Consider the following 14241-nt stretch of genomic DNA (forward strand, 5'->3'; position numbering starts at 1 on the left):
TTTGAGTAAAGAGAAAATGGCAATAGGTAAAAATCTTAAAAAGGGAAACAACAAAGAGACTTCTTCTAATGAAGAAATCAAAGACGAGAAATTGGAAGAATCTGTGGTACAGAAAGAAGTGATGAAGGAAAAATCGGCAGTAGCACCAACGCCAAAAAGTCAAACGCAATCTTTGAATCAACTCAATCATGATTTAGAGGCTGTCCAGCAGCTGGAAGAAGATAGCAGGATGCTAGTCGTCTTTCCTGTAGGTCAGGAGGAATACGCTTTTGAAATTGGACAAATAAAAGAAGTGGTGCCAGTGCCACCTATTTCACCAGTTCCACAAACCAAACCTTATATCCTTGGCGTGGCAAACGTGAGGGGCAACGTATTGGCCGTAATAGATTTGGCTAAGAAATTTGGAAGAAAGAAAGAGCAGGAAGCAGATTATATCAAGTATGTTATTGTAATCAAAAGCGAAGAGATTAAAGTGGCCGTAGCCTCTAGCCAGGTACCCGAAACGCTAATGATACCCGAAAGTCAAATAGATAGTACGGCAGATGTGATGAGAAAAACCAATGCGGAGCAAAATTTCATCAATGGTGTGGTAAAAAAGGACAACAGAATGATAGTACTCATCGACGTTTTAGAAATGGTCGATGGTGACCAAGAATGAACGAAGCAAAGTAGCATGGAGACACTAAGGAAATTAAAAATAAGGCAGAAGATGTTGCTTTATATAATGGGTGCTGCGGCCTTATTATATATTGGGATTTTCAGTTATGTAGGGTCCAGATTAAAAGAGGAATCGAAGAAGGAAGCTATTAAGCTGGCAGATTCGGATGCCTTACAGAAAGCCAATAATGTAAATGCTCGCATGCAGGAGGATATATCTGTGGCTCGTTCCTTAGCCATTACATTAGGTGATTATGCTGATCTACCTGCAGAGACAAGGTACTCCATGCAAAAATCTTTGATGACCAGCTTTCTCCAAAAGTATTCTGATTATGATGCCATATGGATGAACTGGGAGCTAAGCGCAATTGATCCGGATTGGTCACTACCTTATGGCCGTCAACGTATCACTTATTTCTGGAAGGATGGTCAAATTCAAGAAACTATAGAGACCTTGGATACCGACGGGACCAATTTAGTTGGTGATTATTATAGGTTGAAGTCGGATTTGAATGAAGAAATGTCTGAGCCATATATAAGTGAAGACTACGAGAACGGCATGACCAATGAAAAATTGATTACCTCACCCTGTATTCCTGTAGTTAAAAATAATCGCTTTATTGGCTTGGTTGGTACGGACTATGATGTATCGGTATACTCAAAGGCTATTGAAGACTCCAAGCACAAACAGGGATCTTCGTATTTAATAGCCAACAGTGGTATGATTGCATCCAATGGTAAGAAAGAAATGATTACCAGGTCTGTGAAAGAATTACCATATCATCAGGAAGAATTTGGTGTCCTTGAAAGCATTGCCAAAGGACAATTTGTGTCTTACACCACAATTAATAAAGACACAGGGGAAGAGGTTTACGTTTCGTTTGCACCGATTGAGTTAAATCGAGCATCATTGCCGTGGTCGGTAGGTACTGTTTTGCCGTTGGATGAAATTGGAAATACTTATATGACTGCCTTAAACTTTTTAATTAGTGCGGGAATTATAGGTTTTGTCCTTTTGGGCTTTATCATTTGGAATATAGCTGGTCGATTTACGAATCGGATCAAGGCAACCAATCATGCCATGAAAGAACTTTCCTATGGCAACCTTGACCATTCGCTTAACATTGAGATTGAAACTGGTGACGAGATTGGAGAAATGCAAGGTTCACTGAACCATTTAATTACTCAATTAAGTAAAAAGGCGGACTTCTCGCGAGAGATAGGGGAAGGAAATTTGGATGCTCCTTTTGAAGTAGCTAGCGACAATGACGTCCTTGGTACCTCACTCATGAAGATGAGAGATAATCTTCAAATCGTGATTAATGAGACGAATGGAGTAATTAGAGATGCTGCGGAGGATGGTAACTTTAGTACAAGAGTAGAAGAAGAAGGGAAGCAAGGCGCATGGTTTGAATTAAGTGCCTCCATAAATAATTTGTTGGGTTCATTTGTAGCTCCATTGATTACACTCAACAGAATCATAAGAGCCATGGCTGATGGAGATCTCACTAAGCGATATGAAGATGATGTAAAAGGAGAGATCAAAGAAATGGCAGATAATTTTAATCTGGCCTTGGATAATATAGATGGGCTTTTGCATCAGATTTCTATGAGTTCTGGAGTGGTCGACGAAGCATCCGCAGAGATGAAGGTGACCACTGAAGAGATGCGAACTAATACTTCTGAAATAGCCTCTGCTATTGCTCAAATGAGCAACGGTGCTCAGAACCAAGTGTCTAAAGTGGATGAGTCGTCTACTTTGATAGAAGGGATATTGAGTTCTTCTAATGAAATGGCCAGTAAAGCTGAAACCATCAACAATTCAGCAAAAAATGTTGCGGAAAGAAGTGGTAAAGGATTAGAGATGATGAACAAGGTCGTTTTCAATATGGATGATATTTCGGCCTATTCATCAAAAACTCAAGATTCGATTAAGGTATTGACCGAACGGTCTAAAGAAATTACCCGTGTGCTTGGTGTGATTACAGAAATCGCTTCACAAACTAACTTATTAGCGCTTAATGCCGCGATTGAAGCCGCTCAAGCAGGCGATGCTGGTAGAGGGTTTGCTGTGGTAGCTGAAGAAATTCGAAAATTGGCCGAAGACTCCAGAACCTCAGCCAAAGAGATTGAATTGTTGGTAAGTGGAGTTCAGAAGGATACTAAAGAAGCTGCGGATGTAATTGAAATCATGAATGCCAGCGTAAAAAATGGTAGTGAGGCCTCTAGTGAAGCTTCTGATGTATTTAAGCAAATATTAGATTCAGCAACAGCTAATCTTGATTACTCAGAAGAAATTCTTAACGATACGAAATTGCAAATCGGAGATATCAATGAAGTAGTGTCTCTCACTGAATCAATAGTAGTTATTGCTGAGGAAACTGCTGCAGGAACTGAGCAGGTGGCTAGTTCTGCGACAGAATTGTCTTCTGGTATGGAGCTTTTCAATGAAAAGACGCAAAGTCTGGCTGTGGTGGCAGAAACATTGAAGGATGGAGTGAGCATGGTGAAGCTCTCAGGTACAGCCAGCGAAAACACGGCTATATTCAAAATGAGAGAGGCATTTGAACATGAAAAAATGTTATTGGATGCTTTGCTAGACTATATGCCTGATACCATTTATTTTAAAGATTTGGAGTCTAAATTCATCAGAAATAGTATGTCGCATGCTAAGCAAATGGGACTTGACAACCCTCGAGAACTTATTGGGAAAAGCGATTTTGATTACTTCGGAGAGCATGCGCAAAGAGCCTTCGATGATGAACAAAGAATCATTAAGACTGGGGAGCCTATTTTGAACCTAGAAGAAGAGGTGGACAAAAAAGATGGTGATACAGTATATGTTTCAACTACCAAATTACCACTGAAGGATAAAGATGGAAACACCATAGGTACATATGGTATCACTAGGGATATTACACAAATCAAAATAGCCACTAAGCGGGAAGGAGAAATTCGTCAGCAACAAATGCAGGAGCATTTGGCAATGATCAAAAAACAAAATGATCTCTTCGGTGATATACTCAATTTAGTTGATTATAAAATTGCCCTCAAAGACCCGAATGGTGTGATCTATCTGGTCAATGATGCTGTTGCGAAAGACTTTGGTTGTCCACCATCAGAAATTATAGGAAAGAGTGATTTTGACTTTTATGACAAAGAGTTTGCTGAAAAGATAAAGGAGAAAGAAGGGGAGCTTGTGGCTTCACGTGTACCAGTGATTAGCTTAGAGAAAGTGAAACTACAAAATGATGTAAAATACTGGTTCATTAGGAAGGTGCCCATTTTGATTCCAGAGTTTGAGGATTGGGGTCTATTGGTGATTCAAAATGAAGTAGAAGAACAAAAAGTAAAAGCAAAAGAATATATCGCTGAGTTACAAGAAAAATTCCCAGGCATGGTTCTGGAAATCTAAAACAGGTTTGTAGATCACCAAAATGAGAATTATGATGAAGAATATTACGGTTAGGAAAAAGATGTTGGGTTTCATCCTAGGGATGACGGTGGTAATTTATGTCATTACTTTAAGCTATATCGGTTTTAATTTGAGGGAAAAGGCGATAGTAGAAGCGAAGAGACTAGCTGATACCTTCGCTACTCAGAAAGCCAATGAAATAAAGGCCATCTTGAATGAAGACATGGCGGTGGCTCGGGATATGGCAATAGTTGTTCAAGGGTATACCAAAATGCAAAATCCGCTTAGAGATAGCCTGAGAGAAAATCTAATGGTTGAAATTTTGAAAAAGTATCCAAAATATGCAGCCACCTGGATGAGTTGGGAATTGTCAGCCATTGACCCGACGTGGGTCAAATCGCATGGCAGAGAAAGAATTAATTTTTATCAGCGTGACAATCAAATTTTCTCATCGCGAGAGTTGGCCAATCTAGACGCGGATCCCGAAGGTGGGCTTTATCATAAAATAAAGTACAACGACAACATTGTAGAGACACTTTCAGAGCCTTATTGGTATCAGGACTATAATTATACAGACGCCACCGCAGATTCTCTTTTGGGTGTATCTCCTAGCTGTGCTATTGTGGTAGATGGTGAATTTAGTGGTGTCATCGGTACAGATATGACACTCGAAGCATTTCAGTCGATGTCAGAGATTGATTTCTTTGATAGGGGCTATGCATTTTTATTATCCCATGAAGGTGTGATCATTGCCCATCAAAATGTTGAAAATTTTTCTCTCCCTATCGATACCTTAAGTTTTACAAAGAGAGTCGATCTGAATGAAATCAAATCTCTTATAAAAGAAGGGAAACCTAAATCTTTTACGGTATACGATGACTCATTTGGTGAGGATGTTTATGTTTCATTTGCACCTATATTTATTGGTCAAACGGATTTTCCTTGGTCTGCTGTGACTATTGTTCCTGTGTCTGAAATCACGGCACCTTTTAATACGACTTTTCAGATTACTCTTCTTGTTGGGGGTATTGGGTTGATTTTACTTACGCTGGTAATTTTAAGAATTTCAAATGGAATAACTACCTCAATTGAAAGCTCAAACAGCTTGCTTAAAAATTTGGCCATGGGTAACCTGGATCAAAATAAAAAACTGGTTGTAAAATCAAATGATGAGCTGGGCCAAATGGCTAATTCTGTCAATGTATTGGTAGATGAGTTGAATAAAAAAGCAGTTTTTTCTATAGAAGTTGGTAAGGGAAATCTGGATTCAAATTTCGAGGTGGCTAGTAATCAGGACAGCCTTGGCCTCTCACTTTTGAAAATGCGGGACAATTTGAAGAATGTGTTAGATGATACCAACGCTGTGGTGAGAAGGGCAGGTGCCGATGGTGATCTGAGTGCTCGAATAAATACGGAAGGAAAGCAAGGTGGGTGGAAGGATTTGGCAGAATCTGTTAATAATCTATTGAGTTCCATCTCTACTCCCGTAATGGTGGTAAATCAAATTGTTAATGCCATGGCTGAAGGTGACCTTTCTCAAAGGTTTTCTGAAGAAGCCCATGGAGATATGGAGCGATTGTCCAATAACCTTAATAAGGCATTGGATAGCTTGAATGATTTGTTGAAAAGCATTGCTGAAAATGCGGAGGTAATAGACGAATCATCTGCCGAAATGCGAGTGGTGAGCGAAGAGATGAATACCAATACCCGGGAAATAGCTTCTGCCATATCAGAAATGAGTAATGGAGCTCAGACTCAGGTCAGCAAAGTAGATGAATCATCTAATTTAGTAGAAGGTATTTTGAGATCGTCTACTGAAATGGGAGACCGTGCCGAGACCATTAATGAGGCCGCTAAAAAAGGTGTCAGCAGCAGCGAAAAAGGGTTGGAGATGATCAATAAGGTGGTGTTTAACATGACTGACATTTCCGAGTATTCTACCAAGACACAAGAGTCGATTCAGGTACTTACAGAAAGATCCACGGAAATTACAAGAGTACTGGGAGTAATCACGGAGATTGCCTCGCAAACAAACTTATTGGCTCTTAATGCAGCTATCGAAGCAGCACAGGCCGGAGATGCCGGACGTGGGTTTGCCGTTGTGGCAGAAGAAATCAGAAAATTGGCAGAAGACTCAAGAAACTCAGCGAAAGAGATTGAAAAACTGGTCAGTGGCGTTCAGACGGATACGACTGAAGCAGCAAAAGTCATTGAAATCATGGGAAGCAGTGTGAAGAATGGAGAACAGGCCTCCAAGGAAGCCTCTGAAGTATTCAAAGAAATTGCAGAAACGTCTGATAAAACCTTCAGTCATTCTCAGGAAATTCTTCAGGCCACAAAGTCTCAAGTGAAAGATATCAACGAGGTAGTGGCGATAACAGAAAATGTAGTAGTAATAGCAGAAGAAACGGCTGCAGGCACCGAACAAGTAGCAAGCTCAGCTACGGAGTTATCATCTGGGATGACTGGATATTCAGAGAAGTCCCAGAAACTGGCTGATGTGGCCAATGAATTGAAAGAGCGATTGAAAAAGTTTATTCTATCAAATAGTTAATCTAGATGTTAAAGAAAATAGCCATACGACGAAAAATGATGCTCTTTATATTGGGCATTTCATTAGCTATTTACGTGGTAACACTAAGCTATGTAAGTATCACGCTTCGCCAAAATGCGATCACCGAAGCGAATAAATTAGCCAATTCGCTTGCCTTGCAAAAAGCTAATGATATCAAAGCCAAATTGGATGAAGGCGTGGCTGTTTCCAGATCGATGGCAGACATTATTAAAAGTTATGCCTTTATGCCAAAGGATCAGCGAGAGCAACTGCAGAAGGAGCTTTTAGTAAACATCTTAAAGAACTACCCGGATTATGACGGTACTTGGTTGAGCTGGGAACTCGAAACTATAGATCCAGAATGGCAAAAGTCTCATGGCAGACAAAGATTCACCTATTATATCAAGGATGGTCAGATATTGGAAGATGTTGATTTTGTAAATCTCGAAGGAGATGATTTGAATGGTATTTATTATCGTCATAAAGTCAACATGGATGAAGGTATTACAGAACCATATTTTTATGCCAGCTATGATGAGGGAGAGAAGAATCAAGTTTTAGGAATATCGCAAAATGCTTCGATCATTATCGATGGCAAATTTGCCGGCCTTATAGGCTCTGATTTGTCATTAGAGGATTATGAAGACATGACTACGTTCAATGATTTTGACAAAGGGTATGCTTTCTTAGTTTCTAACAACGGAGCCATTGTAGCACACCCAAATAAAGATATCAGAAGTCATCTGCTAGACACCTTAGGATTTGAAGTAAATTTTGATATGAAAGATTCAGTTAGAAGCGGAGGGTTTACCTCATTTTATAGCCATGACCCTATATACGACGAAGAAGTATATATCTCTTTGGCACCTATTCCTATTGGTAGGTCATCGGCTCCATGGGCTGTGGGTACAGTAGTGCCTGTATCAGAAATAACAAAGTCTTTTAATGCCACATTTAAAATAACAATCATAGTTGGACTCATTGGTTTGATTCTACTGTCTATGGTGATTTGGAGAATAGCTAATCAAATTATTTCCTCCATTGAGAAGTCTAATGATTTGCTCAAAGACCTAGCTCTTGGAGATTTGAATCGGGATAAGAAACTAATTGTTGATACTGAAGATGAATTAGGCGAAATGGCTAGTTCGGTGAATGTATTAGTTGATGAATTGAGTAAGAAAGCTGAATTCTCTAAAGAAATTGGAGAAGGCAATTTAGATTCCAATTATAAAGTAGCAAGTGAACAGGATATTCTAGGGCATTCTTTACTCAAAATGCGTGATAGCCTTAAAAATGTCTTGGATGAGGTGAAAGAAGTAGTGGAGGAAGCTGGAAATGCAGGGAATCTAAGCGCAAGGATTAAAACTGAAGGTCAACAAGGTGGATGGAAAGATTTAAGCGAATCTGTAAATAATTTGCTGCAATCAGTTTCTACTCCTGTGATGCGAGTAAATACGATTGTGAACGCCATGGCAGAAGGAGATCTGACTGAAAGATTTAATGAGCAAGCACATGGAGATATTGCCCGCCTTTCGGGTAATCTAAATAAGGCCTTGGATAGTTTGACAGACCTGCTGCAAAGCATTTCCAAGAATGCGAATTTTGTAGATGAGTCATCGGCTGAGATGAGTGTAGTTAGCGAAGAGATGAACACCAATACCAGAGAGATAGCTTCTGCTATTTCTGAGATGAGCAATGGTGCTCAGACTCAGGTGTCCAAGGTAGATGAATCCTCAAATCTGGTTGAGGGCATTCTGAGATCTTCCAATGAAATGGGTGAACGTGCCGAGAACATCAATGACGCAGCTAAGTTAGGAGTGGCAAGCAGTGAGAAGGGGATGGACATGGTGAATAAGGTGGTGTTCAATATGGTGGATATATCAGAATATTCTTCCAAGACTCATCATTCTATTCAGGTGCTTACCGAACGTTCGGCTGAAATCACAAGAGTACTGAGTGTGATTACGGAAATAGCTTCTCAAACAAATTTACTAGCCTTGAATGCAGCTATTGAGGCCGCACAGGCAGGTGACGCAGGGCGAGGTTTTGCCGTTGTAGCGGAGGAGATTCGAAAGCTCGCAGAAGATTCTCGAAACTCAGCCAAGGAAATTGAAAAGCTGGTCAATGATGTGCAGGCTGATACGACAGAAGCCGCTAAGGTGATTGGCATCATGAGTGAGAGTGTAAAGAATGGCGAGCAAGCCTCAAAAGAAGCGTCTGAAGTATTCAAAGAAATTTCTGATACATCAGATAGAACTTTCCGCCACTCACAAGAAATATTGGAGGCTACAAAGCTGCAAGTTAAGGACATCAATGCGGTGGTAGCTATTACTGAAAATGTCGTGGTGATTGCCGAAGAGACCGCAGCGGGTACTGAGGAGGTGGCAAGCTCTGCAACGGAATTGTCTTCAGGAATGATGGGGTACACAGAAAAATCACAGCAGCTGGCTAAAGTCGCAGAGGAGCTCAAAAGTGGGATAAGCAAGTTTGTACTTACCAAAGAAAATGTTAATTAAAATCAACTGATCTAATGACCAAAATAATTGCGATAGTAAACCAAAAAGGCGGAACAGGCAAGACCACAACTACGGTCAATCTGGGGTGTGCTTTGGCTAAAAAGGGGAAGAAAGTACTGCTTGTTGATTTAGATGCGCAGGGAAATCTAAGCTATTCGCTAGGTATACTGGAAATAGAAAAGTCTATTGGTCAGGTGATTATGGGAGAAGTAGATTTTCAGGACATATTGGTTTCTACCGAAGGATTGGATGTAGCTCCGGCGCAGATCGATCTGGCAGATGTAGAGATTAATATTGCTGGTGAGCTGGCTCGAGAGTCAATTTTGAAAAAAATATTGGCGAACACGGAAGAGTACGACTATGTATTAATCGATTGCCCGCCATCACTATCTCTATTGACCATCAATGCACTGAATGCAGCCAAGTGGGTAATAGTTCCATTACAAATGGAAGTGTTGAGCCTACAAGGGTTGGATCAGATTATCTCTACGATCAATCAAATCAAAGAGGTACTCAATGAGAATTTAGAGATACTAGGACTACTGCCGGTGATGGTTGATAGTAGAAGAAAATTGAGTAGAGAGATTTATGAGCACATAGAAGAGAATTATAATTTTAAAATTTTCAATTCTCGTATCAGAACAAATGTGAGAGCAAGCGAGGCGCCTTCTTTTGGCGAAAGCCTGATAAGCTATGCGCCTACTTCTAATGGAGCAAAAGACTACATGGATTTTGCGAATGAAATATTGAAATCAAAGTGATAATAAACGATTGAGAGCTGATGGCTTTAGGTAAGAACGTTAAGAAAGATAAGTTGATTCCTTCCAAACCAAAGAAGGAAACAAAAGCTGTGAAGGCCAAAAATAAGCCGGCTGCAAAGCCAGCAAAGAAAAGTACATCTAAACCGAAGAAGAAGGTTGTTCAAAAGGTAGTGAAGCCTCCGGTGGTTGAACAAGGTGTGGTAGAAAAAGTGGAGACGCCAGTGGTTGAGCAAGAAATTGTTGAAAGTCCGAAACTAAACACCGCCAAAAGAGTACTGCCTGCCAACTTCCTAACCAAGGAAGAAATGGAGGAACGAAAGAGACTCAAGGCTAAGTATGATCAGGATATTTTGAACCTACGTGGACAAAGTGTTCAGTTGATAGTTTTTAAGTTGGGAGGAGAGAGATATGCACTGGAGATAGATAAGGTAAAAGAAATTGTTCCGGCTCCTACCATCTCAAAATTGCCAAGAGCACCAAAATTCATGAAGGGTGTAGCCAACATCAGAGGGTCTGTGATGGTGATTATGGATTTAGAGGACAAGTTTGAATTGTTTAAATCAGAGGAAATTAGTGAAAAGACATTTACGCTGGTAATTAAAAATGAGCGCTTCAGAGTCGGGATTTTGGTCAGCGAAGTGCCTACCACGCTCAAAGTGCAAGGAGATATTATTGAGAGTTCTTCAGGTATCATGAGCAATACAGTTTTGGATGAGACTTTTATCAAAGGGCTAATCAAACAGGAAGAAGGGATGATCATCCTGTTAGATATTATTGAATTAATTGAAAGTGACGAAGTAAGAGTTATTGCAGAGTCGGTAGAAGACGGCAACTAGAATGAAAGACACAAGAGTACTCATAGCGGACGATTCAGGTTTTATGCGCCTCCTTATTTCAGATATTTTGTCTGAAAATGAGGGCATGCAGGTCGTTGGAGCTGCTGTGGATGGAAAGGATGCTGTAGCTAAAGTGAAGGAGCTTCAGCCTGACGTACTGCTTCTTGATATGAACATGGGAGAGTATGATGGCATCTATGCGGTGAAAAACATCATGAAGGATAATCCGCTACCGATTTTGATTTTGAGCTCTGTGGGTAATACCAATCTTCAGCCGATTTTTGATGCGCTTCAGGAAGGTGCGGTGGATTATCTCAACAAACCCTCTCGAGGAAATGCCAAAATGCGTTTGATTGAAACTGAGCTTATTCAGAAGATTCGGAGTGTGACTCGGGCGAAGCCCATGGCAGTAAAGCCTAATAACAAAAACACTCATCAGCATACATTTGATGAGAATAGCCGGTTCGACCTAATTGTGATTGGCGCGTCTACCGGAGGTCCAAGTGCCTTGGAAGAAATAATCGTGTCGTTGCCTTCGAACCTCAATGTTCCGGTGGTTATCGGCCAGCATATGCCGACCAATTTTATTGCGCCATTTGTAAAACGGTTGAATAAGCTCAGCCCGCTCAATGTGGTAGTCGGAACTAAAAACATGGAGCCAACCGCGGGTAACGTAATTATCGCTCCTGGCAATGCTAACATGGTATTGATAAAAAAAGGAAAAAGATGCAAGGTTGATTTTACAGATCAGCAGTTCAAAGAATATAACAATCCATCTATCAACTCAATTATGCTCTCTGCAGCGAAAGTTTTTGGAGCGCGTACCCTGGGTGTCATTCTCACAGGAATGGGCAAGGATGGAGTAGAAGGAATGAAGGCCATAAAAGAGGCCGGAGGTTACACTATTGCACAAAATGAAAAGTCGAGCATTATTTATGGAATGCCAAAGGCAGCGGTGCAATGTGGTGCGATTGACAAGTCAATCGATATCAAGGAGATAGGTAGTTTTATAGTCAGTAGTTTATAAAAAAGGAGAAAGTTGAAGTCGAAAGAAGAAGAATACAAGGAACTCTTTCACGCCGAGGCGCTGGAGAATTTTGAGGAGTTGAATCGTCTGTTTACTGATCTTGAGAATGATCATACAGAATTCAATGCGATCAATTCGATTTTCCGAATCGTGCATACTTTGAAAGGTAATGCAATGGGTATGGGATTCGACGATATTGCGGCGCTTACTCATGTGATGGAGGATGTAATGGGTTCTGTGCAACAGGGCACGATGTCGCTCAATAAAGACCTTTTTGACAGCCTTTTTAAAGCCAATGACAAGCTGGGTGCGCTGATTGATGCGTTGAAAACTGGTCAGCGAGTATCTTATTTAGGTATTAAAACGAAATTGTTTGTTCTGCTGGAGAAGCATCAAAAAGTAGCTGATACCAAAGCAGGTCAAGATACCAAGGCACCTGAGCCTGCGGGAGAAGCAAATCCTGCACCAGTAGCTGAGGAAACTAACAAAGAAGAGCTGGATAGCCCCCAAGAGGAAGTATTAGTTCCTACAGGAGATACTTCAAAAAACCCGCAGGCGATGAAGTCTGAAATCACCTTTACAGATGTGATTCAGATCCCAGTCAAAAAAATGGATGAGTTGATGACCATGGTGGGGCAGCTCATTATTGAAAGAGATAGATTAATTACCCTCAATAGTGTGGATGGCAAGCGAACCACAGAATTTGAAGGTTTGCAGCGAATCACTTCAGACTTGCAGTATGGGGTGATGAATGCCAGAATGGTAACCGTGGGCTTTTTGTTTAACAAGTTCCATCGGATTGTACGGGATGTGGCCTCTATTGAAAATAAAAATGTAGGGCTGGTGCTTCAAGGTACCGAATGCGAAATTGATAGAAACATTCTCAAGATCATGAGTGATGCCATGATTCATTTAGTCCGAAACGCGGTGAGTCATGGGATTGAAAAAAGTGAGGGCAGAAAGGCTAAAGGCAAACCAGATAAGGGTACAATTATATTGAGTGCTCATTATGAAAAAGACAACGTAGTTATTGAAGTGGCTGATGATGGCAATGGCATAGATGCCAATATCATTCGAAGAAAAATTGTAGAGAAGGGATTGGCCAGCAAAGAATTGGCACAACACTTATCCGATGAGGAAGTGATAATGTACATCTTCGAGCCTGGCTTTTCCAATGCAGAAAAGATAACCGAGATCTCAGGTAGAGGTGTAGGTATGGACGTGGTGAAAAAGGCCGCAGAGTCTATTGGAGGGCAGATCAATGTGGATACCGAAGTTGGGATGGGTACCACGATTAAGCTCAACTTGCCTTCTTCTATGGCACTCAAAGGAGCACTTTTATTTGCGCTTGAAGAGCAAGAGTATGCAGTGGCACTCTCCTATACCGAGGCTGTTATTTCATTGGCAAAAAGCGAAATTCATCTGATTACCGATGGACTGATGGCACAGTATCTGGATCAAACCATCCCTATTATATTCTTAAAGGATATTATCAACTTGGAGAATTTGGCTGACTGCCAGAAGGAAGGGGTTTTGCATCAGTCTTTTGAAGAGATTGAGGAAGATGCCAAGCTAGATGTAATTGTTCTTTCCTATGCGGGAAAACTGCTGGGTGTTGTGGTAGATCGTCTGTTGCAACAAAAAGAAATTATTGAAAAATCGATGGTACGCCCATTGGAGAAAACCAAGTTATTGAGCGGTACCACTATACTGGGGAATGGAAAGGTCTGTCTCGTGATTGATGTGACCACCATTTCAGATTTAATGTTCAAAACATTAGCCCAAAAAACTGTAGAAAGCGAAAACTAGATATAAACTCATAAACCATGTTTAATAATTTGTCAGAAAGAGAAAACAGCGCTACCAACAAACTACTTGAGTTTGGACTGTCAAAAGCAGCTCTCGCATTTCGGAGCATATTAGGCACTGAGGCGAGCCTCAAAAGCATAGACGCTCCTCTGGAACAATTAGGTGAAGTGCCACAGTATTGTACTAAGACAACAGGCAAAGTACATCTGCTTAAAACTGAACTAGTCGGAGACCTCAAGGGGTTTTGCCACTTGATCTTTTCTGAGGAGGAGGTTCAAAAAATCCAAAGTGCAGGATTGCCTGAGGAAGTTTTGATGAACAACAATCCGGAGACACGACTGATGAAGCTTGAGTTTTTGACCGAAATTGATAACATGGTGGCAGGGGCAGTGGTCACTCAATTGGCCAATTTTTTGGATTTAGAAATTTACGGCAATGTACCTTCGTTGCATGTGATGCAAGCGGATGAAGTTAATAAGTATATTAAGGCAGAATCAGTAGTTTACAATTCTAAAGTAGAGTTTAGAGCAGTTTTTGGAATTCCTGACTTGGATGTACAACCCGAGTTTGTTTGGTTGCTTCAGGAAAATTTTATAGACAAGGTCAAAGACAATGCAGAAAATGTATTGGCGAAGGAGTTAACTTAATCAATGAAATAAACGGTAC

The 14241-nt window shown here is 40.7% G+C and carries 9 protein-coding genes; all 9 read left to right on the forward strand.

Going from position 1 to position 14241, the window contains the following annotated elements; genetic code table 11:
• Position 1: 1 nt before the first annotated feature.
• Genes R8N23_RS05930 through R8N23_RS05970 form a run of 9 tightly spaced genes read left to right on the forward strand, consistent with a single transcriptional unit; the run spans position 2 to position 14222 of the window.
• A complete protein-coding gene (locus R8N23_RS05930) occupies positions 2-658 on the forward strand; it encodes a chemotaxis protein CheW (RefSeq protein WP_318170649.1) in 657 nt (218 codons plus the stop codon).
• Between the two features lie 51 nt (positions 659-709).
• Positions 710-4072, forward strand: coding sequence for a methyl-accepting chemotaxis protein (locus R8N23_RS05935; protein ID WP_318170650.1), 3363 nt, complete (start codon positions 710-712; stop codon positions 4070-4072).
• A gap of 31 nt (positions 4073-4103) precedes the next feature.
• Entirely contained in the window at positions 4104-6626 is a 2523-nt protein-coding gene (locus R8N23_RS05940) for a methyl-accepting chemotaxis protein (protein WP_318170651.1), read from the forward strand.
• A gap of 5 nt (positions 6627-6631) precedes the next feature.
• Entirely contained in the window at positions 6632-9142 is a 2511-nt protein-coding gene (locus tag R8N23_RS05945) for a methyl-accepting chemotaxis protein (RefSeq protein WP_318170652.1), read from the forward strand.
• 14 nt (positions 9143-9156) lie between these two features.
• On the forward strand, positions 9157-9903 hold the full coding sequence (locus tag R8N23_RS05950; RefSeq protein WP_318170653.1) for a ParA family protein: 747 nt from the start codon (positions 9157-9159) through the stop codon (positions 9901-9903).
• Between the two features lie 20 nt (positions 9904-9923).
• Positions 9924-10739 (forward strand): chemotaxis protein CheW, encoded by an 816-nt coding sequence (locus tag R8N23_RS05955; protein ID WP_318170654.1) that lies wholly within the window; start codon positions 9924-9926, stop codon positions 10737-10739.
• A gap of 1 nt (position 10740) precedes the next feature.
• A complete protein-coding gene (cheB, locus tag R8N23_RS05960) occupies positions 10741-11766 on the forward strand; it encodes a chemotaxis-specific protein-glutamate methyltransferase CheB (protein WP_318170655.1) in 1026 nt (341 codons plus the stop codon).
• Positions 11767-11778: 12 nt separating this feature from the next.
• The gene (locus R8N23_RS05965; RefSeq protein ID WP_318170656.1) at positions 11779-13575 is read left to right on the forward strand and encodes a chemotaxis protein CheA; all 1797 of its coding nucleotides are present in this window, start codon (positions 11779-11781) and stop codon (positions 13573-13575) included.
• 17 nt (positions 13576-13592) lie between these two features.
• Positions 13593-14222, forward strand: a complete 630-nt coding sequence (locus R8N23_RS05970; protein WP_318170657.1) for a hypothetical protein — start codon at positions 13593-13595, stop codon at positions 14220-14222.
• Positions 14223-14241 lie beyond the last annotated feature (19 nt).

Origin of the sequence: Reichenbachiella sp. (assembly GCF_033344935.1) — a bacterium.
Classification (GTDB): Bacteria; Bacteroidota; Bacteroidia; order Cytophagales; family Cyclobacteriaceae; genus Reichenbachiella.